This is a genomic window from Dermatobacter hominis (genome assembly GCF_020715685.1).
Classification (GTDB): Bacteria; Actinomycetota; Acidimicrobiia; order Acidimicrobiales; family Microtrichaceae; genus Dermatobacter; species Dermatobacter hominis.
Window position 1 is genome coordinate 4,138,185 of the sequence record NZ_CP085840.1, and the last position, 21,355, is coordinate 4,159,539.

A 21,355-nucleotide genomic window follows, 5' to 3' on the forward strand; every position below is an offset into this window, starting at 1 on the left:
AACAGTCTGTTGAAGTCGGCGCCGGTGGTGAAGGGCAGCGGGGGAGGGTTCACCGGCACGTAACACGAACGGCTCGCCCGGCCGGAAGGCGGGTCACCCGGGGTGCAGCGCCGCCCACACCACCGCCGGCGACAGCGGCGTGCCGACCAGGCGGTCCGCTGCGGCCGGGTCCTCGGCCGCCACCGCCGCGGCGACGCCGTTGGCGACGCAGGCGAAGCTGCCGTTCGTCCCGCCCTCGCCCATGCCCTTCATGCCGCCGGGGGTGGTCGGGGACGGGTGCTCGGTGTGGACGACCTCGATGTCGGGGACCGACGAGCTCACCGGCACCAGGTAGTCGAGCAGCGTCGTCGCCGTCGGCGCGCCGCCCTCGTCGAACGTCGCGGCCTCGAGCAGCGCGGCGCCCAGGCCCTGGGCGACACCGCCGTGGATCTGGCCCTCCACGATCGTCGGGTTCACGAGCGTGCCGCAGTCGTGCACCACGCCGTAGCGCTCGACCTCGGTCAGCCCCGTCGACGGGTCGAGCGCCACCCGGCACACGTGCACCGCGTAGTTGTAGGTGAACTCGGTCGGATCGTGGCAGACGCGCGCGACGAGGCCGGGCTCGGCGCCGTCGGGCAACGACCGGGCCTGCCACGCCCGCTCGGCGACGGCGCCGATCGGGACCCAGCTCGTCGTCCCCGCCACGGTGGCCCGGCCGCCGCCCAGCTCGACGTCGTCCGGGTCCGCCTCGAGCATCTGCGCCGCCACGGCGCGCACCTGGTCGGCGAGCCTCGCCGCCGCCCGCACGGTCGCGCCGCCGCCGACCACCATCGAGCGCGACGCCGCGGTGCCGTACGGGGAGTAGGGCGTCACGTCGGTGTCGGAGTGGATCAGGTCGACGTCGGCCGGCTCGATCCCGAGCTCGTCGGCGACCAGCTGGGCGAACGACGTCTCGTGGCCCTGGCCGTGGCAGCTGGTGCCGACGAGCGCCCGGACCGTGCCGTCGTTCTCCATCCGGAGGTCCGCCGTCTCGAAGCCGCCGACGTCGAGCCCGATGGCCTCGTTGCCGCCGCTCGGGCCGATGCCGGACTGCTGCACGTACACGGCCCAGCCCGTGCCCCGCCGGCGCCCGTCCTCGGGCGTCTCCTCCCACCCTCCCGCCAGGTCGCGGGCCAGGCGGAGCGCGCCGGGGTAGTCACCGGTGTCCAGGAGCAGGGGCGCGGTCCGCAGCGCCGACGGCATCTCGTCGGGCGTCACGAGGTTGGCGAGCCGCAGCTCGACGGGATCGGCCCCCAGGTGCCGGGCGGCCATGTCGATCGCCCGCTCCCGGACGTACACGGCCTGGGTCTGGCCGAAGCCCCGGTAGGCGCCGGTGGGGTTGGTGTTCGTGGCGACGGCCACCGCATCGCAGCGCACGGCGTCCCAGCGGTAGGGCGCGGGCAGCATCCCGCTCGTTGCGAAGAGCGGTCCGGCCCCGAACATGCCCATCAGCGCCCCGGTGTTGCGCACCGCCTCGACGTGGAGGGCCCGCAGTCGGCCGTCGTCGTCGAACGCGATGGCGACGTGGTTGTCGTGGTCGCGGGCGTGGCGGGTGAGCGTCAACGACTCGGCACGGTCCTCGATCCACTTCAGCGGCCGGCCGAGCTGCAGGGCGGCGAGGATCACGAGCATCTCGTCCTCGCCCTGGTGGTCCTTCACGCCGAACCCGCCGCCGACGTCGGGAGCGACGATCCGGATGCGGTGCTGGGGCAGGTCGGTGGCGGCGGCCACGAAGTCGCGCACGGCGTGCGGTGCCTGCGTCGAGCACCAGACCGTGAGCTTGCCCCGGCCGCGGTCGTGGACGGGCGGCGGCTCGACGACGACCCCTCGGGTCTCCATCGGCGCTCCCGCAACCCGGCCGATGCGCAACGTGGTCCGCAGCACGTGGTCGGCGTCGTCGAGCACCGACCCGAGGTGGTCCCGGTCGTCGCCGGTGGACCAGCGGGCCATCACGTTGGTGCCCTCGTCCGGGTACAGCAGCGGCGCGCCGGCGGCCATCGCGTCGTGCGGGTCGAACACCGCCGGCAGCTCGTCGACGTCCCAGCGGACGAGCGCGGCGGCGTCCTCGGCGGCGTAGCGGGTGGGGGCGACGACGACGCCGATCGGCTCGCCGACGTAGCGCAGCCGGCGGTCGACGACCGGGTGGCTGTGCTGGAACTGGCCGGGCAGGTGCCAGAGCACCGGGATCGGGGAGTAGCGGTCGAGGAACGCCTCGGGGCCGAGCACGACGACGTCGGGGTCGGTGATCGCGCTCGTGTCGATGCCGCGGTAGGTCCCGTGGGCCACCGGGCTGCGCAGCACCGTCGCCTCGAGCATCCCGGGGAGGTGGAGGTCGTCGGTGAACGTGCCGCGCCCGGCCAGGAGGCGGTCGTCGTCGAGCCGCGGGAGGCGGCGGCCGACCCAGCTCACGACCCGGCCTCCGGCGTGAACGCGGCCCGGACGGCGGCCCGGACGTTGACGTAGCCGGTGCAGCGGCACAGGTGGCCGCCGAGCACCTGGTCGAGCGCCTCGTCCACGTCGGTGCCGTCCCGGAGCGCCGCGGTCATCGAGACCACGATCCCCGGCGTGCAGAACCCGCACTGCAGGCCGTGCTGCTCGTGGAGCGCGCCCGCCACGCGTCCCGGCGCGCCGTCCGCGGCCACGGCGAGCCCGTGCACGGTCTCGATCGACGCCCCGTCGACCTGCGGCGCCAGCACGAGGCACGACCGGACCGGGGCGCCGTCGAGGAGCACCGTGCAGGCCCCGCAGCTGCCGTGCTCGCACCCCACGTGGGTGCCGGTGGCGCCCCACTCGTGGCGGAGGAGGTCGCTGAGCAGGGTGCGGACCTCGACGGTCGCCTCGCGGGGCGTGCCGTCGAGCGTCAGGCGGACCGTGCGCGTCCGATCGCCGGTCACGCCGCGATCCCCGGTGCGGCGGACCCGCCGGGCCCGACGAGCAGGTCGCCGAGCGCGATGCGCAGCGTGGCGCCGGCGAGGGCCCGACGGTGGTCCGACGTGGCGTGCGGGTGCGGCGGGGGCGTCACGGTGTCGAGCACGGCGGCCACCGCCCGTCCGACCGCGGCCTCGTCGAGCGGGGCGCCGACCAGCGCCGCCTCGGCCTCCGATGACCGGACCGGCGTCGCCGCCGCCCCGCAGAGCCCGATGCGGGCTCCGGTGACCTCGGCGGTGGGGTCGCCGTCGAGGTGCTCGAGCGCCACGCAGGCGCCGGCGATCGGGAACGTGCCGCGGCGGCGGACGAACTCGCGCCACGTCGAGGGTCCGGCGGGCACGTCGAAGCGGACCTCCACCACGACCTCGTCCCGGGCCCGTGCGGTCGTGTACGGCCCGGTGATCCAGTCGTCGGCGGCGATCGTCCGCGTGCCGGTGGGCCCGGTGACCGTCACCGACCCGCCGAGCGCGACCAGGGTCGTGGGCACCTCGGCGACCGGCTCGGCGAGCGCGATCGTGCCGCCCACGGTCGTGCGCGTCCGGGTCTGGGGGTGGCCGACCGATCGGACGGCACGGCGGAGCGCGCCGTGGCCTGCGGTCGTGGGGTGGGTTAGCAGGTCGGCCGCGGTGGCCGTCGCCCCGGCCACGACCGCCCCCGCCTCGGCGCGTATCCCGCCGAGGCCGGGCACGCGCCGGAGGTCGACGAGCGTGGTCGGGGCGAGCTGGCGGAGGTTCAGCGCCATGACGAGGCTCTGGCCGCCGGCGATCAGGACGGCGCCGGGGTCCTCGGCGAGGGCCGCCACGACGCCCTCGACGCTGTCGGGGTCCACGTAGTCGAACGGCGGCGGCTTCACCTGCGCCTCCCGGGCTCGGCCGCCGTCCCGTCATCAGGAGCACGGGTCATCGGCTGCACGGTACGACCGCTTCAACAAACTGTCAGCGCTGATCACCGTCCTTTCACGGACCCGAAACACAACGGTGACGGGCCGCCCGAACGATGGCCGGCGTGCCCGAGACGCCGCCCGCCGAACCCCGTCCGCGGCCGCGGCAGGACCGGCCGCTCGTGCTCCGCCGCATCGGCCACCTGGCCACCTTCGACGGCCCGGACGGAGCGGGTCGAGAGCTCGCCGGTGCCGACGTCGTCTGCGAGGACGGGGTCGTCACCGCCATCGGCGCCGACCTTGACGTCCCCGCCGGCGCCGAGGTCGTCGACTGCTCGGACCTGCTCGTGCTGCCGGGTCTGGTGAACCCGCACCAGCACCTGTACCAGGTGGCGCTCCGGGCCATACCGGAGCTGGAGCGGTCGCTCATCGGGCCGTGGCTCGGCGGACTCGGGGCGCGGTGCCTCCGGTGGTGGCGCGAGGGCTCGCTCACCCCGGCGATGATCGGTGCCGTGTCCGCCGCCGGACTGGCGGAGTCGGTGCTCGGCGGGGTGACCACCGTCGCCGACCAGCACTACCTGCACCCGGCCGGGCCGACCCAGCCGTTCATCGAGGCGACGATCGACGCCGCGCTGGGCGTCGGCGTCCGGCTCCACGCCACCCGCGGCACGCTCACGCTGGGCCGCGGCCAGGGCGGCGGCGCCGATCCGGCGCTGGTGCAGGACGTCGACGAGGTGCTGCGGCACGCCGACGAGCTCATCCGGGCCCACCACGACCCGACCGACGGCGCCTACGTGCGCGTCGACCTCGCGCCCTGCGGCGTCCACGCCGACCTGTTCGAGACGTTCCGGGGCTTCGCCGAGCTCGCCGCGGACCACGAGCGCGTCCGGCTCCACACCCACCTGTACGAGGTCGTCGACACCGGCTTCTGCGCCGAGCGCTACGGGATGTCGCCGTGGGAGGTGCTCGTCGAGGTGGGGTGGGCGCAGCCGCGGACGTGGCTCGCCCACGTGGTCGACCCCCCGCTGCACGAGCTCCCCGACATCGCGGCCGCCGGCGTCACCGTGGCGCACCTCGTCGCACCGGACCTCCGCATGGGGTGGGGGAGGGCGCCGGTGCGGGAGATGCTCGACGCCGGGATCACCGTCGGGTTCGGCACGACCGGCTCGGCCTCGAACGACGGCGCGAACGTCCTCGGCGACCTCCGGGTCGCAGCGCTCGCCCACCGCGTCGGCGACGACCCCGACCGCTGGCTGAGCGCTCGGGAGCTGCTGGCGATGGCCACGCGGGGCTCGGCCGCCTGCCTCGGGCGGGCGGGGGAGCTCGGCGTCGTCGCAGTGGGCGCGGCGGCCGACCTCGCGGCGTGGGACCTCACGACGGTCGATCGGGTCGGTGTCCGCGACCCGTTGCTGGGGCTGGTGCTCTGCGGTCTGTCGGACCGGGCCCACACGGTCGTGGTGGGCGGTCGCCCCGTCGTGCGCGACGGCCGGCTGGTGACCGCCGACGAGGATGAGGTCGCCGCACGGGCCCGGGCGCTCGTGCCCGCCTGACCGACCAGGCCCGGCGCGCGGCGTGCGGTCCGCGGGTCAGGCGTCGAGGAGGAGCCGGACCGCAGCGACCAGCTCGGCGGCCAGCGCGTCGCGGTACCGCTCCGTGCTGAGCACGTAGTCCATGGCGACGTCGCCCGAGCGGGACGTGCCGACGCCGGCGGCGAGGTTGTCGATCTGGCAGACCGCCGCGTAGGCCAACCCGGCCTCGGCCGCGAGCACGCACTCCGAGGCCAGCGTCATCCCGACGAGGTCGGCGCAGGTCGCCAGCCACCGGACCTCGGCGGGCGTCTCGAACCGCGGGCCGGTCGTCTGGGCGTAGGTGCCGCCGTCGAGCACGGACCGGGGGCCGCCGGGCCCGTCGGGGCGCTGGGCCGCGAGCGACCAGGCCGCCAGCACCCGGGTGCGCCAGCCGGGGTCGAAGCCCCGTACGCCGTAGCCGGCCGTCGTGGTGTGGAACGTCGGTGTGCCGGCGGGGGCGAACAGGTCGTCGGGCACGACCACCACGCCGGGCCCGGTGCTGAGGTGGAGCCCGCCGGCGGATCCGATCGCCAGCACCCGGTCGCAGCCCGAGTCGACGAGCGAGCGCACGTTCGCGGCGTGGTCGACGAGGTGCGCCGGGACCGAGCCGCCCGGGCCGTGACGGCGGAGCACGACGAGGTCGTCGCGAGGCCCCAGGGCGGCGGTGACCGGGTCGTGGTCCAGGCTGCTGCCGATGACGAGGCCCAGCCGGTCCCCGTGCACCTGCGGGACGGCGTCGGCCGGTCCGGTCGGCGCCATCGGGGTCGGGCCGTCTCAGGCCTTGCGGGCGGCCAGGGCGTCGGGGGCGTACTTCGACAGCACCACGCCCTCGAGCGCCGAGATGATGTTGTAGAGGATCACCGAGAACATGGTGATCAGCGCACCGGCCGCCCAGAGGGTGTCGTAGTTGAACCCGGTCTGCGACTTCAGCATCAGGTAGCCGAGGCCCTCGGCGGTGGCGAGCCACTCGGCGAGCAGGGCGCCGATGATGGCGAGCGGGGCGGCGATGCGGAGCGAGGCGAACAGCGCCGGCATGGCGCACGGCAGCTGCACCTTGAACAGGGTGGTCCACTTGTTCGCGCCGTAGGCCTTCATCAGGTCCATCGACGCCTTGGGCGCACCTCTCAGCGCCAGGTTCACGTTCACCAGCGCCGGGAAGAACGTCACGATCCCGGCCAGCACGGTGGTGGTGGCCAGACCACGGCCGAGGATCAGGGCGATGACGGGGGTCAGCGCGACCAGCGGGACCGATTGCAGCACCATGGCGACCGGCATGACCGTCTGCTCGATGGTCCGGATCATGTTGAAGCTGATCGCCGCCACCAGGGCGACGAGGAGGCCGGCCGCGAGGCCGAAGAACGCGTCGCGGAGCGTGATGAACGAGGCGTCCATCAGCGCCCGGCGGGTCTCGGCGGCGCCCTCGCCGGTGAAGATCGCCCGGAAGATGTCGCCCGGGGTCCGGCCGACGAACGAGTCGACCTTCGTGATCCACAGGAACGCCTGCCAGATGAAGGCGATCACGACCACCGAGATGATCGCTCCGACCACGGCCTTCACCAGGCGAAGGACCGCGCTCCTCACCTGGCCGCCGGTCTCCTCGACGGCGGCGACCTGCGTGGGCGAGCCGGACAGCTCGAGCGTGGTCATCAGGAGCTCCTCGGGGCCCAGGGGGTGAGCAGTCGGCCGATCAGCGCCGTGATGCCGTAGGCGATGCCGGCGATGGCGGTGGACACCAGGGCGATGCCCCAGGTGCGGTCGATGTTCAGCGCCTGCTGCGAGGCGATCATCGTGACGCCCAGCCCGGACTCGCCGCCCAGGTACTCACCGATGATGGCACCGAGCAGCGCGGCGGGCGCCGCGATGCGGAGGCCGGCGAACAGGCTCGGGAGGGCGGACTTGAAGCGCACCTTGCGCATCTGGCTCCACCCGCCGCCGCCGTAGGCCTTCACCAGGTCCATGGACGTCGGGTCCGCGCTGCGCAGGCCGACGAGGGCGCCGATGAGCGTGGTGAAGAAGCACGTCATCGCCGAGAGGATGATCTTCGGCGTCGACCCGTCGTAGAGGATCTGCAGGATCGGGCCGATCGCGATGATCGGCAGGCAGTACGCCGCGATCGCCACCTTCATGGCGAAGCGCTCCACCAGCGGGATGGCCACGAACATGATCGCCAGGGCGATGGCGATCGAGTTGCCCCAGATCCAGCCCCACATCGCCTCGTTCAGCGTGGTGCGGATGTTCGGCCAGTAGAACGACCACCCGTCCTCGAAGATCTGCGAGACGATCGCGGTGGGCGGCGGGATGGCCCGGGACTCGGCGAAGATGGTCATGCCGACGATCTGCCAGATGATGAGGAAGCCCGCGAAGCCGCCGATCGTGGCCAGGGTCGAGGACCTCACGTGCAGCCGTTCGGCCCACGTCCGCCGGGGTTCGGTCTCCGCGCCTGCAGGCCCGGAGTCGGTCGCCGTGGCGATGGCGGTCATGTGTCGTCTCCGGAGGGGGCGACCCCGCCGGAGAAGAGCAGATCGGAGAAGTGGTCGCAGAGCTGGTGGAAGTGCTCGGTGCGCATCATGTCGGGGTGGCGGGGGCGGGGCAGGTCGATCTCGACCTTGGCCGCCACCCGGCCGGGGCGGGCGCTCATCACCACGACGACGTCCGACAGGAACACCGCCTCGGAGATCGAGTGGGTCACGAGCAGCGTCGTGCACTGGCGCTCGGTCCAGATCCGCTGCAGCTCGAGGTTCAGGCGCTGACGGGTCATCTCGTCGAGGGCGCCGAACGGCTCGTCGAGCAGCAGGATCTTGGGCTCCACGACCAGGGCTCGGGCGATGGCGACCCGCTGGCGCATGCCGCCCGACAGCTGGGCCGGCCGGTGGTCCTCGAATCCCTCGAGGCCGACCAGCTGGATGAGGTCGGGGATGACGTCGTCGTCCACCTTCAGGCCGCTGACCTCGAGCGGCAGGCGGATGTTCTGCGTGACCGTGCGCCACGGCAGCAGGGCTGCGTCCTGGAACGCGATGCCCAGGTCGTGGTTGCGCCGGGCGAGCTCCGGCTTCTCGTGGTGGACCCGGGCGCTGCCCGACGTGGGCTCGTCGAGGTCCGCCAGGATCCGCAGGATGGTGGACTTGCCGCACCCCGACGGGCCGAGGAGGGAGACGAACGCCCCCTCCTCGACCGCGAAGCTGACCTGGTCGAGCGCCGTGACCGCCGACCTGCCGGTCCCGAACACCTTCGAGAGGTTGTGGATCGCGATGCCGCTGTCGGCGGTCTTCGCGATCTGGTGGGCCGGTGCCGAGCCCGTCCCGGCCTCGGGCTCCGTGGCGACGGTCATGTCGTCTCCTTCTTCCACGTCGGGGTGCGGTTCGTCCTGGACGTGCGCGCCGGCCTCAGCCCGGCGTCACCGGATCCTTGAGCTCGGGGTTCTCCTCGTAGAGCTCGTTGACGATCGACAGGTCGAAGAGCTTGTCCTTGTCGATCTTGATGTCGCCGAGGGCCAGCGTGGCGAGGGTCTCGTCGACGAGCTCGTCGGTGATCGTGAAGAGGCCGTTGGTCTTGGCGTCCTCGGTGTAGATGAGCTCGTTCTCGGCCTTGGACTCGAGCGTCTGCTCCTCCTCGGTCAGGCCGAGGTCCTTGCCGTAGATCTCGACCGTGTACTTGGCGCCGAGCGACGGGTCCTTGATGTTGTCCTTCCACCCCTTGTTGGCGGCGGTGAGGATGGCCTTGATCTTGTCCCGGTCCTTCTCCAAGGCGTCCTTCTTGACGATGTACGTCTCGGAGACCATCGGGTACTTGTTGTCGTTGAGCAGGATGTTGACGGTCTCGATGCCCTGGACCTTCAGCAGGTTCGGCTCGTTGGTGACGAAGGAGAACCAGCCGTCGACCTCCTTGTTGACCAGCGGCTGCGGGTCGAACTGGACGACGACCTTCTCGATCTCCGACTGGTCGATCTCGAGCGCCTTCAGCCAGGCGTTCCACACGGGGTCGTTCACGGCCTGGACGCCGATCTTCTTGCCCTTCATCTCCTCGGGCGTGTTGATCGGGTTCTCGGCGAGCGACATCACGCAGAAGGGGTTCTTCTGGTACTCGGCACCGATGATGATGTTCGGCGCGCCCTCGAGGATCGCCGAGGCGGCGATGTCGGGGGTGGAGATGCCGATGAAGGCCTTGCCGGAGGCGACGACCGCGTCCTGCGAGACGTTCGGCCCGCCCGAGATCAGGTTGACCTTCGAGAACCCGGCGTCCTTGTAGTAGCCCTTCTGGTCCGCGATGTAGTGGCCGGCGAACTCGGCGTTCTTGATCCAGGAGAGCTGGAAGTCGAGGGTGCCGTAGTCGGCCGAACCGCCGGAGCCGCCGGAGCTGGCCTCCGAGCTGTCGTCGTCGTCGCCGCACGCCACGAGCAGGCCGCTGCTCAGCAGCGTGAAGCCGGCTGCGCCCGCGGCGCCTCGCTTCAGGAACGCTCTGCGGTCGAGTGCCATCACCACCACGCCTTTCACTGGGGAACAGGTGTCGAGTCCGGACCCACCGTGGGCCCGCATCAACATTTCGTTGATCTCGGGGTCACCCTAAGCACGAGCGATTTCGGCTCTGTTGGTCGGGGGTGAACGGAGTGTTTCGGTGGCACCCGGGCGGGCGTGACGTCGGGCGCAGCCCCGGCCGGCCCGTCAGCGGGCGGCGTTCTTCACGAACCGCCCGTCGTCGGTGTGGAGCGGCTCGCCGGTGCACCAGTGGCCGCGGACGTGCCGGCGACGGGTCTCGTCGTCGGTGCCGCGCGCCGCGGCGTGCCACAGGTAGGCGTCGTGGAGCAGCAGGTCGCCGCGCTCGGCGTACAGCGGGATCTCGCCGGCGATCGGCTCGAACGCCAGCGGCATCTCGAACGGGGCGGGCTCGTCGGTCCACCCCGCCGAGGCGACGGAGCCCTCCGGGATCTCGGCGTCGTTGACGTTGCGGTACGGCGTGGGGGTGGACCAGCGCTGCGAGCCCGGCAGCAGGCGGAGGAAGCCGTTGGCCGGCGAGGTGCCGTCGAGGTGGATCGTCAGCGCCACCGACGGCCAGAGGTCGAGGTGCGGGGCGCTCTGCCAGTCGGCGTGCCAGCCGATGCGGGTGTACGCGGACTCGCGCCCCGGTCGGGCGTCCTGGTACACGAAGCCGAACTGCCGCTGGTCCATCAGCCAGCAGTCGTCGCCGAGGATCGCCCGGATGGCGGGCAGCACGCCGGGGTGCGTGACGGCCGCTGCGACCGCCGGGGACAGGTCGCTCACGTACGACACGTAGTTGGCGACGGCGACCGATCCGGCCAGCTCGTCGTCGATCAGCACGGTGGTGCCGTGCCGCTCGTCGAGCTCGCCGCGGCCGAGTGCGGCCTGTGCCGCGGCGCACTGCTCGTCGATGGCGGCGAGCTCGTCCTCGGTGAGCAGGCCCCGCAGGACTGCGAAGCCGTTGGTGCGGAAGCAGTCGACGAGCTCCTCGAGCTGGTCGGGGCCGAACACGGCGGCGTCGCTCGACGGCCGGAGCGGACGGCCGGGCCCGGGGGATGTGGTGGTCGTGGTGGTGGCGGTGCTCATGGGGTGGCCTCCAGGAGGGACGGGACGGTGTGGGCGTCGAGCGCGCCGGGTGCAGCGCCGTCGAGCCCCTCGAGGTGGGCGCCGAGCAGGCGCCGCAGCTCGATCGTGTTGCGGTCGGCGCGGGTGTGCACCTGCTCGGTGACGGCCAGGCCGAAGTCGCGCTCGGCCAGCCGCTCGAGCAGGACGAGGTCCTCGGTCAGCACGCGGTACTCGAACTCGGCGGCGGAGCGGGCGCGCGGGTCCTCGGGCGAGGTGACGTCGTTGCGCAGCAGCACGCAGAAGAGCCGGCTCGACGTGGCGTCGACCGGGGTGACGAACACCAGGATCGTGTTCTCGACGCCGGTGAGCTCGTACTCGAGCCGGAGGCGGGCCGAGAAGGGGACCCGCCACGTGTACTCCATGGACCGGAACTGCACGAGGGGGTGCTCGCCCGTGGCCACCGCCGGGTCCTCGGGGTTGGCCACCTCGTGGCGGTACCGCACCCGCAGCCCGGCGCCGCCGTCGGTGTCCTCGACCGCGAACGGCTCCGTCTCCGGTTGGTCCTCGAGGCCGAACGTGCCGCGGTGGACGAAGGGGAAGTGGGCGATGTCGAGGAAGTTGTCGACGAACTGCGCGCACCCGGCGGACAGGTCGGTGTCGGGCAGCCACACGGCGACGACGCCGTCGGCGTCCCACTCGGGCACCTCCAGCAGCGGGGCCGCGGGCTCGTCGAGCGCGACCCAGACGAGGCCGAGCGCCTCGGTCGTGCGGACCGGCTCGAGGTGGGCGCGCGACGGCACCGCTGCGTCCTCGCCGAGCGCGGGCACAGCCGTGCAGCGCCCTGCGCCGTCGAACCGCCACCCGTGGTACGGGCACTCGATCTCGGCGCCGCGGACGCAGCCGTCGCTGAGGCGGGCCCACCGGTGCGGGCAGCGGTCGGGGAGCGCGGTCACCGTCCCGTCGTCCAGGCGGGCGATGACGAGCTCCTCGCCGAGCACGGTCGCGGCGACAGGCCCGTCGTCGAGCGCCGCAGCGCGGCAGGCGACGTGCCAGTAGCGGCGCAGGCGGGGGTCGTCGTTGGCCAAGCGGCCGGGAGCGGAGGTGTTGGCCAAGCGGCCGGGAGCGGAGGTGTTGGCCAAGCGGCCGGGAGGGGTGGGGCTCATCGCGGGGCCTCCGGTTCGGGGGACGGATCGGTCCGGTTCGGTCGGACGCGCCGTCGGGGCGGGCGCGTGGTCAGCGGCGTCAGGCCGGCCCGGTCGAGCACGGCGAGCGCCGCGGCCTGCAGCTCGACGGGCGCGACCGGCTCGAGCGTCGTGCAGCGGTGGTCCTCGACCACGCGGCGGCCGTCGATCCACACGTGGCGGACGTCGGTCGGCCGGGCCTGGAACACGAGCGCGGTGTGGGCGTCGTGGTTGGGCCACCAGTGCGATCCGCTCCGGTCGAACAGCACGAGGTCGGCCCGCTTGCCCACCTCGATCGAGCCGACGAGGTCCTCGACGCCGAGGGCCCGGGCCCCGTCGACGGTCCCCATGCGCACCGCCTCGCACGTCGTGATCGCGTCGGGGTCGCCGGTGGTGGCCCGGGCCATGAGCACGGCCTGGCGCATCTGGGCGAGCACCGACCGCTCCGAGAGGTTGCCGTTGTCGTTGCCGAGCCCGACGACGACGCCGGCGTCGAGCAGCTGCGGCACCGGCGCGACCCCCTGCGAGCTGGCGGCGTTGGAGGTGGGGACGTGGGCGACGCTCGTGCCGGCGCGTGCGAGGAGCCGCCGGTCCCGGTCGCCGACCTCGACGCAGTGCGAGGCGAGGAGCGACCCCGACAGCAGCCCGGTGGCGTCGAGCCACTCGACGCAGCTCATGCCCGGGCCGGACGCGGTGAACAGGTGGGAGTCGACCGGCGTCTCGCAGAGGTGCAGCGCCCACGGGCGTCCCGCCGCCGTGGCCAGCTCGGCGACGGCCCGCAGCGCCTGGGGCGTGACCACCTGGATGAGCTCGGGTGCCGGCAGGACCCGCACGCGCCCGCCGCCACGGCCGTCGTGGTCGTCCATGGCCGCGGCCACCCGACCGATGGCGGCATCGGTCGACTCGGTGAGGCCGCGAGGGTCGAGCGTCGAGGAGGGGACGCGGCAGCGGTGGGCGTCGGTCAGGCCGGTCCACCCGTCCGGGACGCGGTCGGCGAACATCACGCCGAAGCCCACCCTGATGCCGCTGCGCTCGTAGACCTCGACCGAGGCCTCGGTGCACTCGGCCGTGCGGCCGGCGTCGGCGGCGGCGTCGATGCCCCAGTTGTCGCAGACCGTCGTCACGCCCGCGGTGAGGGCCTCGGCGACCGCGACCGACACCGACAGGGCCGCGTCGTCGGGTCGGTAGCCGGCGAGCCCGCTGAAGTTCACGTTGACGAGCCAGTCCTGGAGGTCCCGTCCCTGCTCGATCCCACCCCGCAGCAGGGTGTCGACCATGTGGTCGTGGGTGCTGACCAGTCCGGGGGCGAGCAGCCCGCCGCCCCCGTCGACGACCTCGTCGTCGGGACCGATGGCCGGGTCGCCGGCGCCGACGCCGGTGATCGTCGTGCCGTCGACCGAGACCCAGCCCCGGTCGACCACCCGGTCGGCGGGGTCGACGGTGAGCACCGTGACGTCGGTGATGAGCAGCGTCATCTCGGTCGGGGGGTCACCGGGCCGGGACGGTCACGTGATCGGCTCCCACCCGGCATCGCTGCGCCGGAACACGGGGATGGTGCCGAGCGACTCGACGAGCGCGGCGTCGGCGGGGCCGAGGAGGTCGCGCCAGTCGGCGCCCTCGGCGAGCAGGACGCCGATCGCGGCGAGCTCGCCGCCCGCGGCCCGGACGAGGCCGGCCGCGGCGTGGAGGCTGGTGCCGGTCGAGATCACGTCGTCGACGATGACCACGCGCCGGCCCTCGACGAGGTGCTGGCGGGCCCGGTCCAGGCGGAGCTCCTGGGTGGTGTCGGTGGTGATCGACCGCAGCGGCCGGGTCAGCGCGTCGGCCAGGTGGACCTTCTTCGTCTTCTGCAGGACCAGGTAGTCGTCGAGGCCCAGCGCCCGGCTGACCTCGATCGCGACCGGGATCCCGCAGGTCGCGTTGGTGGCGATGATGTCGGGCCGATGGGGGGCCAGCCGCTCGGCGAGCTCCTCGCCGGCCTTCTCCAGCAGGCCGACGCCGTTGTCGAACGTGATGAACAGCGCGATGCCGATGTCGGGCGCCACCTCGACGATCGGCACGTCGACCGTCTGGGATCCCATCGTGACCGTGTAGGTGGGCCGGTCGGACCCGTCGTCCGGTGCGGTCGAGTCGGGGGTGGCGTCGTCGCTCATGGCTCGATGTTGCCGCGCAGGGCGATGTCCTGGGGCCGCACCGGGGTGCGGGGCAGCGCCAGGCCGGTCGCGGCGCGGATGGCGGCGACGACCGCCGGCGTGGACGAGATCGTCGGCGGCTCGCCCGCGCCCTTGGCGCCGAACGGCGCACCCGGCTCCGGATCCTCGATCACGGCCGAGATGCCGAGCGTGGGCAGGTCGAGCGCGGTCGGGATGAGGTAGTCGGTGAACGAGGCGTTCCGGATCGTGCCGCCGTCGACGACGATCTCCTCCATCAGGGCCAGGCCGGCGCCCTGCGCCGCGCCGCCCTCGAGCTGGCCCTGCAGCTGCAGCGGGTTCATTACCCGACCGACGTCCTGGCTGGTCGACAGGTCGACGAGCCGCACCAGACCGAGCTCGACGTCGACGTCGACGACGGCCCGGTGCGCCGAGTAGGCGAAGCTGACGTGGGCGTCGCCCTGGCCGTCCTCGTCGAGGGCGTCGGTGGGCTCGTGGTGGTGCTGCACCTCGGCCTCGACCGCCACGGCGGTGGCCTCGGCGATCGACCGGTCGAGGCCCGGGCCGACGAGGCGGCCGTCGACGAGGGACACCTCGGCCACGTCGACGCCGAGCTCGGCGGCGGCCGCCGTCCGGAGGTCCTCGGCCACCCGCTCGGCCGCGGCCAGCACCGCGCCGCCCGACATCATCGTCTGGCGCGAGGCCGAGGTGGACCCCGCGGAACCGATCGACGTGTCGGCCGGTGCCAGCACCACGTCCTCGACGCCGAGCGCCTCCCGCACGATCTGCTGGGCGAGGGTCACGAAGCCCTGTCCGACCTCGGCGCACGCGCAGGTCACCGTGGCGACGCCGTCGAGCACCCGGACCTTGGCGGTCGAGAAGTCGTCGAAGCCCTCGGAGAACATCAGGTTCTTGAAGCCGAGCGCGACCCCCACGCCCCGGCGGACGTCGCCGCGCTGCGTGGTGCGCCCGGCCCCTCCCGGCAGGAGCATGGTGTCGTCGGGCTCGCCGACCTCCCGCACGTCCTCGGCGCAGGACCGGAGCACCTCCTCGACGGGGGTGGCGCCGGTGAGGACCTGCCCGGTGATGATCCGGTCGCCGGGCCGGAGCACGTTGCGGAGCCGCAGCGCGACCGGGTCCATGCCGAGCGCATCGGCCAGCCGGTCCATCTGGGCCTCGTGGGCGAAGCACGTCTGCACCGCGCCGAAGCCGCGCATGGCGCCGCACGGCGGGTTGTTGGTCCGGACGGCGACGCCCTCGACGGTGGCCGACGGCGTGCGGTACGGGCCGACCGCGAAGCACGCGGCGTTGCCGATGACCGCCAGGCTGGACGACAGGTAGGCGCCGCCGTCGAACACCAGCCGCGCCTCGACCGAGAGCAGCGTGCCGTCGGCGTCGGCCGTGTGGCGGTACCACATGGTCGCCGGGTGGCGGTGAACGTGGCCGACGAAGGACTCCTCGCGGTCGTAGACCATCTTCACCGGCCGGCCGGTGCGTAGGGCCAGCAGGCAGAGGTGGACCTGCAGGCTGCAGTCCTCGCGGGCGCCGAACGCGCCGCCGACCCCGGCGAGCGTGAGCCGGACCAGCGAGTCGTCCAGCCCCAGCGCGGCGGCGACCTGGGTCCGGTCGACGTGCAGCCACTGGGTCGAGATGAACAGCTCGACGCCGCCGTCCTCCGACGGCACCGCCATGCCGGCCTCGGTGCCGAGCGGCGCCTGGTCCTGCATGCCGACGTGGTAGGTGCCCTCGACCGACACGGCGCCTGCGGCACGGGCGGTCTCGCCGGCGTCCTGGTCGCCGTGGCGGATGACCAGCTCCCGGAACAGGTTGCCGTCGGGGTGGATCGGCGCCCCGACGAGCGCGGCCTCGGGGTCGACGACCGGCTCGAGCACCTCGTAGACGACCTCGATCCGGGCGGCCGCCAGCTCGGCGGTCCGCGGGTGGTCCGCAGCCACGACCGCGACGGGCTCGCCGGTGTAGCGGACCTCGTCGACGGCGAGGACCGGCTGGTCGGCCTTCTCGAGGCCGAAGGCGTTGATGCCCGGCACGTCCTCGGCGGTCAGGACGGCGTGCACGCCGGGGACGGCGAGGGCGGCGCTCGTGTCGATGGCGACGATGCGGGCCCGGGGGTGCGGGGACCGCAGCGTGTGGCCCCACAGCATCCCCTCGGCGAAGAGGTCCGACGAGAACGCGAACCGGCCCTGCACCTTCGGCGGTCCGTCGGGGCGGGGCGCGCTCTCGCCGACGCGGGGGCCGCGGACCCCGGACGGGTGCTCGGTCGAGGTGGTGTCGACGCTCATCACGCCACCCCGGCCCGGCGTCGGGCGGCGACGGTCACGGCGGACACGATGCGGCCGTAGCCGGTGCACCGGCACAGGTTCCCGGAGATCGCCTCCCGGATCACGACCTCGTCGGGCTCGGCCAGCTCGTCGTCGGACATGCCGTCGAGGAGGTCGTGGACCGCCATCACGAGGCCCGGGGTGCAGAACCCGCACTGGACGGCGCCCTCGTCGAGGAAGGCCCGCTGGACGTCGGTCATCGGCGCCACCTCGGGCGGTGCCGGCGTCCCGGCGGGCTCGGCGGCGACGAGGCCCTCCACGGTGACGACGTCGCGCCCGGCCGCAGCCTCGGCGAGCACCAGGCACGAGCACACGAGCGCGCCGTCGAGCAGCACGGAGCACGAACCGCACTCGCCCTGCTCGCACGCGCCCTTGGCCGCAGGGAGGCCGAGCCGCTCCCGCAGGACGAACAGCAGGCTCTCGCCGGGCAGCGCGTCGAGCACCGGGCGCTCGTGGCCGTTCACCTGCAGCACCAGGGCGGCGGCGCCGGTCGGCGCCGGGTCGGACGTGGGCTCGGTCATGCGGCGCTGCTCCCTCGGGTGTCGGCGGCGGGGGCGAACAGCCGCGCCAGGGCGCGGGCCGCCAGCACGCCGACGGCGTGGCGCCGGTAGTCGGCGGTCGAGCGGTGGTCGTCGATCGGTGCCACGGCGCCGCGGACGAGCTCGCCGATCCGGGCCAGGTCCTCCCGGCCGGGCGGGGTCGGGTCGCCGGCGGCCAGCCCGTCCCAGTCGCAGACGGCGGCGGCCAGCTCCTCGGCGTCGGTCGCCCGCCCCGGGCGGGCCGACGCGGCGCCGGCGGCGAGGCCCACGCTCCGGGCGTCGAGGTCGGCGACGGCGGCGAGCGAGACGACCGAGATCACCATCGCGCTGCGGGTGCCGACCTTCAGGAACTCCTGCGGTCCCCGCAGGACCGGGACGTGGACCGCGGCGACCAGCTCGCCCGGCTCGAGCGCCGTGCGCTTGGGCCCGGTCACGAGCTCGACGACCGGCAACGTCCGGGTCCCGCCGACCGAGGCGAGCTCGACCGTGGCGTCGAGCGCGGTCAGCACCGGCAGCGTGTCGCCGGCCGGGGAGCCGGTCGCGACGTTGCCGCCGATCGTGCCGGCGTTGCGGATCTGGGGCGAGCCGACCGTCCGGGCCGCCTGTGCGAGCGACGGCACGAGGCGGGCGAGCCCGGCGTCCATCAGCGCCGTGTAGGTGGTGGTGGCGCCGATGCGGACGACCGGCGGCCCCTCGTCGGCGTCGACCAGGTACCAGCCCCCGAGGTCCTCGACGGCGGCGAGGCTGACGACGACGTCGGGCAGCCGCCGGCCCGCGTTCACCTCGACCATCAGGTCGGTGCCGCCGGCGAGGGGGATCGCCCCCGGGTGGTCGGCCAGGGCGGCGCACGCGTCGGCGGTCGAGGTCGGTCGGAGGACGGCCACGACACGATGATGCCGGACAGGTTCAACATTCTGTCAACGGCGCTCAGCGATGTTCACAGGCAGGAAACACCGCTGACACGCCCGCCGTGGACCCTGCCCTGACCGGCCGGCGTCCTCCGCCGCCGGGACGCGACGAGGAGGCGCCGCACAGATGACGATGACCGTCGAGGGGCACCTGCGGGCGCTCCCGAAGGTGGAGCTCCACTGCCACGTGGAGGGGGCGGCCCGGGCGTCCACGATCGCCGAGCTCGCCCGCCGCAACGGCGTGGCGCTGCCGGTCGAGGACCCCGAGGAGCTGTTCGAGTTCGAGGACCTCAACCAGTTCCTGGACGTCTACGGCGTGATCTGCCGCAGCCTCGTGACCGTGGACGACTTCCGCCGGATCACCTACGAGGCGCTCGAGGACGCGGTCGCCGCCGGCGTCCGGTACCGGGAGATGTTCGTGTCGCCGGCGTTCGTGATGGGCTTCGGCGTGCCGCTCGCGACGGTGTGGGAGGGCGTGGCGCAGGGGCTCGCGGACGCCCACGCCGACCTGCCGGTCCGCTGCCGGATGGTCCTCGACGTCGACAAGCCGTCGGGTCCCGCCGCGGCCATGGAGCTCGTCGCCTTCGCCGCCGAGCAGGACCGGGACGTGCTCGTCGGCATCGGCGCCGACTCCGTCGAGCGTGGCATCGACCACGCCGCGTTCGCCCCGGTCTTCGCCGCCGCCGCCGACGCCGGGCTGCACCGGACCTGCCATGCAGGCGAGGACGGCCCCGCCGCCAACATCCGCACGGCGATCGAGCAGCTGGGCGTCGAGCGCGTCGACCACGGCTTCCGGCTCCTCGACGACCCCGAGCTCACGCGACGGGTCGTCGACGAGGGGATCGCGCTGACGTCGTGCCCGCTGTCCAACGTGCTGATCGCCCGGGTGGTGCCCGACGTCGGCCACCACCCCTTCATAGAGCAGCGCCGGCAGGGCGTGCGGGCGACCCTCAACTCCGACGACCCGGGCATGACCCGCACCGACGTGACCGACGACTTCCTCGCCGTACACCGGGAGCTCGGTGCCGACCTCCACGAGCTCGAGCAGGTCGTCCTCGACGCGGTCGACGCCTCGTTCGCCCCCGACGACGAGAAGGTCGCCCTGCGCTCGGAGCTGGGCGCCGAGTTCGCCCGCTTGCGCGACATGGGCTCGCCGCTCGTCGACGCCGCGCCGGTCGGGGCGTCGGCGACGGGGGAGCGGCGCTGACGTGGCACCGGTCCGGAGATCCCGGCGATCCGCATGCGTCCCATTAGGTTGGAGAGGTGCACGAACTCCTGCGGGCGGTGAAGCCGCTGACCGACGCGCTCGGCGCCCAGGTGGTCCCGCTGGGCAAGGTGCGCGACGGCGACATCGAGCTCCGCTGGGAGGGCGAGCTGGTCGGCGGGGTGCGCCTGCCCGAGCGGCCGCGCGACGTCGAGTGGTTCCTGACGCGGGTCGAGCGGACCTACGACCGGCCGCTGGCCGAGCTCGACCGCGTGGAGAAGCAGCGGGTCGTGAAGCAGCTGAACGAGGCCGGGGCCTTCGCCCTGCGCAAGTCGGTCGAGCAGGTCGCCGAGGTGCTCGGCGTGAGCCGGTTCACCGTCTACAACTACCTGAACCGCCCCGAGGAGTGACCCGGCCGGCGGGCCCGCCCGCCGGTGGTCCCGGGTCGCGGCGTCAGCGGCCGTCGACGGTGAGCTGCACCGAGATGCGGGCCGCACCCGACTCGGTAGCCGCTCGCACCGCCTCGCCGAGGGCCCGCAGCACGTCGTCGATCTCGCCGGCGACCGTGGTGCCGAACGGGCCCATGTCGGGCTCGACGCCGGCGGCCCTCGCGGCCTCGACGGCCGCGGTCACGTGCGGCCCGGGGCTGCCCTCCACGAAGGGTTCGACGGTGAACTCCGCCTCGACTCGCACGGACGGGACTCTACCGTGCTGATCCGCGGGGGTCGCGTGGTCGACGTCGACGGCGATCGGGTCTCGGACCTGCGCGTCGGGGCCGACGGTCGGGTCGCCGAGCTGGGCACGGACCTCGAACCGCACACGCGCGAGGAGGTCGTCGACGCGACCGGCCGGCTGGTCGTCCCGGGCGGCGTGGACGCCCACACCCACATGCACCTCCGCGTCGGCGAGGTCGAGGTCGCCGACGGCGTGGCGTCGGCGTCGGTCGCGGCCGCGCTGGGCGGCACGACCTCGGTGCTCGAGTACGTGTCGCCCGTGCCGGGTCAGACGGCCGCCGACGCGCTGGCCGAGTGGCGGTGCCTGTCGCACGTCGCCTCGATCGACGTCGGGTTCCACCTCACGGTCGTCGAGCCCATCGCCGAGGCCGAGATCGACGCCGCCATGGAGGCCGGCGTCACGTCGTTCAAGGTCTGCATGTCGGGTCGCGACGACCGCAGCGTCGACGACGGCGTGGTGCTCGACGTGCTGCGCTCGGTCGGGAGCCGCGGCGGGGTCGTCGTCGTCCACGCCGAGAACGGCGGCGCGATCGGCTCGCTGGAGCGCGAGGCGCTGCGGCGCGGACGGCGGGCGCCGATCGAGCAGGCGCTGGCCCGCCCCGCCGTGCTCGAGGGCGAGACGACCGCGCGGGCCGCCATGCTCGCCGAGATGGTGGACGTCCCCCTCTACCTGCCCCACATCTCCTCGGCGCCCGCGCTCGAGGCGGTGCGTCGCGCCCAGGAGCGCGGCGTGCGCATGACCGTCGAGACCTGCCCGCAGTACCTGTACCTCTCGGCCGACCGGATGGGCGGCGACGACGGCGACACGTTCGTGTGCTCGCCGCCCCTGCGGGAGGGCTGGCACGCCGAGGAGCTCTGGTACGGGCTCGCCGCGGGGTGGATCCACACCGTGGCGTCGGACCACGCCGCGTGGTCCACCGCCGACATCCGCGCCGGCGCCTGGCAGCGGCCCGAGGGCCGTCGGGACTTCACCGAGATCCCCGAGGGGCTGCCCGGGGTCGAGACCCGCATGGCCCTGATGTGGGCGGGCGTCGTCGACGGCCGCCTCCGCGCCAGCGACTGGGTCCGGCTGTGCGCCGAGGCGCCCGCCAAGGCGTTCGGGCTGTGGCCGGCCAAGGGCAGCCTGCAGGTCGGGGCCGACGCCGACGTGGTGCTCTGGGACCCGCTGCGCGAGCACAAGCTCGACGTCGAGGATCTCCACATGGACGTCGACCACTCGCCCTACCGCGGGATGACGCTGCACGGCTGGCCCGAGACCGTGCTGCTCCGCGGCGAACCCGTCGTGGACCGGGGGTCGTTCGTCGGCTCGCCCGGCGCCGGTCGCTACCTGTCGCGCTCACCCGTCCCGGCGGCCTGAACCCCGGCGCAG

The 21,355-nt window shown here is 73.9% G+C and carries 20 protein-coding genes; 4 read left to right on the forward strand and 16 right to left on the reverse strand.

The annotated features are described in order from the left end of the window. Positions 1-93: 93 nt before the first annotated feature. Genes LH044_RS19340 through LH044_RS19350 form a run of 3 tightly spaced genes read right to left on the reverse strand, consistent with a single transcriptional unit; the run spans position 94 to position 3,799 of the window. A complete protein-coding gene (locus LH044_RS19340) occupies positions 94-2,427 on the reverse strand; it encodes a xanthine dehydrogenase family protein molybdopterin-binding subunit (RefSeq protein ID WP_227757276.1) in 2,334 nt (777 codons plus the stop codon). Beyond that, positions 2,424-2,912, reverse strand: a complete 489-nt coding sequence (locus tag LH044_RS19345) for a (2Fe-2S)-binding protein (protein ID WP_227757277.1) — start codon at positions 2,910-2,912, stop codon at positions 2,424-2,426. The genes LH044_RS19340 and LH044_RS19345 overlap by 4 nt, the downstream gene beginning before the upstream one ends. Continuing rightward, positions 2,909-3,799 (reverse strand): FAD binding domain-containing protein, encoded by an 891-nt coding sequence (locus tag LH044_RS19350; RefSeq protein ID WP_227757278.1) that lies wholly within the window; start codon positions 3,797-3,799, stop codon positions 2,909-2,911. Before LH044_RS19350 ends, LH044_RS19345 begins: the two co-directional genes overlap by 4 nt. A 152-nt stretch (positions 3,800-3,951) precedes the next feature. Between LH044_RS19350 and LH044_RS19355 the strand changes: the two genes are divergently transcribed. Beyond that, positions 3,952-5,376: an amidohydrolase family protein gene (locus LH044_RS19355; RefSeq protein WP_227757279.1), complete on the forward strand. Its 1,425-nt coding sequence runs from the start codon at positions 3,952-3,954 to the stop codon at positions 5,374-5,376. 36 nt (positions 5,377-5,412) lie between these two features. Here the strand turns inward: LH044_RS19355 and LH044_RS19360 are convergent, their stop codons facing one another. The 12 genes from LH044_RS19360 to LH044_RS19415 form a co-directional block, all read right to left on the reverse strand. Further along, entirely contained in the window at positions 5,413-6,153 is a 741-nt protein-coding gene (locus LH044_RS19360) for a phosphorylase family protein (protein ID WP_227757280.1), read from the reverse strand. A gap of 15 nt (positions 6,154-6,168) precedes the next feature. After that, entirely contained in the window at positions 6,169-7,041 is an 873-nt protein-coding gene (locus LH044_RS19365) for an ABC transporter permease (RefSeq protein ID WP_227757281.1), read from the reverse strand. Then, positions 7,041-7,790, reverse strand: a complete 750-nt coding sequence (locus LH044_RS19370; protein WP_227757282.1) for an ABC transporter permease — start codon at positions 7,788-7,790, stop codon at positions 7,041-7,043. Before LH044_RS19370 ends, LH044_RS19365 begins: the two co-directional genes overlap by 1 nt. Before the next feature lie 80 nt (positions 7,791-7,870). Further along, positions 7,871-8,722: an ABC transporter ATP-binding protein gene (locus tag LH044_RS19375; protein WP_227757283.1), complete on the reverse strand. Its 852-nt coding sequence runs from the start codon at positions 8,720-8,722 to the stop codon at positions 7,871-7,873. A 55-nt stretch (positions 8,723-8,777) separates the two neighbouring features. Continuing rightward, the gene (locus LH044_RS19380; protein WP_227757284.1) at positions 8,778-9,866 is read right to left on the reverse strand and encodes an ABC transporter substrate-binding protein; all 1,089 of its coding nucleotides are present in this window, start codon (positions 9,864-9,866) and stop codon (positions 8,778-8,780) included. Between the two features lie 186 nt (positions 9,867-10,052). Continuing rightward, on the reverse strand, positions 10,053-10,952 hold the full coding sequence (locus tag LH044_RS19385; RefSeq protein ID WP_227757285.1) for a phytanoyl-CoA dioxygenase family protein: 900 nt from the start codon (positions 10,950-10,952) through the stop codon (positions 10,053-10,055). Beyond that, on the reverse strand, positions 10,949-12,016 hold the full coding sequence (locus tag LH044_RS19390) for a Rieske 2Fe-2S domain-containing protein (RefSeq protein ID WP_227757286.1): 1,068 nt from the start codon (positions 12,014-12,016) through the stop codon (positions 10,949-10,951). Before LH044_RS19390 ends, LH044_RS19385 begins: the two co-directional genes overlap by 4 nt. Positions 12,017-12,090: 74 nt before the next feature. Then, positions 12,091-13,587, reverse strand: coding sequence for an amidohydrolase family protein (locus tag LH044_RS19395; RefSeq protein WP_227757287.1), 1,497 nt, complete (start codon positions 13,585-13,587; stop codon positions 12,091-12,093). Between the two features lie 30 nt (positions 13,588-13,617). Further along, positions 13,618-14,265, reverse strand: a complete 648-nt coding sequence (locus LH044_RS19400) for a phosphoribosyltransferase family protein (protein WP_227757288.1) — start codon at positions 14,263-14,265, stop codon at positions 13,618-13,620. After that, a complete protein-coding gene (gene pucD, locus LH044_RS19405) occupies positions 14,262-16,562 on the reverse strand; it encodes a xanthine dehydrogenase subunit D (RefSeq protein ID WP_227757289.1) in 2,301 nt (766 codons plus the stop codon). Before pucD ends, LH044_RS19400 begins: the two co-directional genes overlap by 4 nt. Beyond that, positions 16,562-17,122: a (2Fe-2S)-binding protein gene (locus LH044_RS19410; protein WP_227757290.1), complete on the reverse strand. Its 561-nt coding sequence runs from the start codon at positions 17,120-17,122 to the stop codon at positions 16,562-16,564. The genes pucD and LH044_RS19410 overlap by 1 nt, the downstream gene beginning before the upstream one ends. Then, entirely contained in the window at positions 17,119-18,024 is a 906-nt protein-coding gene (locus LH044_RS19415; RefSeq protein WP_227757291.1) for an FAD binding domain-containing protein, read from the reverse strand. Before LH044_RS19415 ends, LH044_RS19410 begins: the two co-directional genes overlap by 4 nt. Before the next feature lie 151 nt (positions 18,025-18,175). Between LH044_RS19415 and add the strand changes: the two genes are divergently transcribed. Together add and LH044_RS19425 are read left to right on the forward strand one after the other, a co-directional pair. After that, positions 18,176-19,255 (forward strand): adenosine deaminase, encoded by a 1,080-nt coding sequence (gene add, locus LH044_RS19420; protein ID WP_227757292.1) that lies wholly within the window; start codon positions 18,176-18,178, stop codon positions 19,253-19,255. 56 nt (positions 19,256-19,311) lie between these two features. After that, entirely contained in the window at positions 19,312-19,662 is a 351-nt protein-coding gene (locus LH044_RS19425; RefSeq protein WP_227757293.1) for a helix-turn-helix domain-containing protein, read from the forward strand. Positions 19,663-19,705: 43 nt separating this feature from the next. Here the strand turns inward: LH044_RS19425 and LH044_RS19430 are convergent, their stop codons facing one another. Continuing rightward, entirely contained in the window at positions 19,706-19,945 is a 240-nt protein-coding gene (locus LH044_RS19430; protein WP_227757294.1) for a thiamine-binding protein, read from the reverse strand. Positions 19,946-19,960: 15 nt separating this feature from the next. On the opposite strand from LH044_RS19430, the gene hydA reads away from it, so the two are divergent. Continuing rightward, positions 19,961-21,343: a dihydropyrimidinase gene (gene hydA, locus LH044_RS19435; RefSeq protein ID WP_227757295.1), complete on the forward strand. Its 1,383-nt coding sequence runs from the start codon at positions 19,961-19,963 to the stop codon at positions 21,341-21,343. Positions 21,344-21,355: the final 12 nt, after the last annotated feature.

Excerpts from the sequence above, each read along its gene's own strand:
- LH044_RS19365 (WP_227757281.1), bottom strand. The coding sequence starts at position 7,041 with ATGACCACGCTCGAGCTGTCCGGCTCGCCCACGCAGGTCGCCGCCGTC.
- LH044_RS19385 (WP_227757285.1), bottom strand. The coding sequence starts at position 10,952 with ATGAGCACCGCCACCACCACGACCACCACATCCCCCGGGCCCGGCCGT.
- LH044_RS19375 (WP_227757283.1), bottom strand. The coding sequence starts at position 8,722 with ATGACCGTCGCCACGGAGCCCGAGGCCGGGACGGGCTCGGCACCGGCC.
- add (WP_227757292.1), top strand. The coding sequence starts at position 18,176 with ATGACGATGACCGTCGAGGGGCACCTGCGGGCGCTCCCGAAGGTGGAG.
- LH044_RS19380 (WP_227757284.1), bottom strand. The coding sequence starts at position 9,866 with ATGGCACTCGACCGCAGAGCGTTCCTGAAGCGAGGCGCCGCGGGCGCA.
- LH044_RS19410 (WP_227757290.1), bottom strand. The coding sequence starts at position 17,122 with ATGACCGAGCCCACGTCCGACCCGGCGCCGACCGGCGCCGCCGCCCTG.
- LH044_RS19400 (WP_227757288.1), bottom strand. The coding sequence starts at position 14,265 with ATGAGCGACGACGCCACCCCCGACTCGACCGCACCGGACGACGGGTCC.
- LH044_RS19395 (WP_227757287.1), bottom strand. The coding sequence starts at position 13,587 with ATGACGCTGCTCATCACCGACGTCACGGTGCTCACCGTCGACCCCGCC.
- pucD (WP_227757289.1), bottom strand. The coding sequence starts at position 16,562 with ATGAGCGTCGACACCACCTCGACCGAGCACCCGTCCGGGGTCCGCGGC.
- LH044_RS19360 (WP_227757280.1), bottom strand. The coding sequence starts at position 6,153 with ATGGCGCCGACCGGACCGGCCGACGCCGTCCCGCAGGTGCACGGGGAC.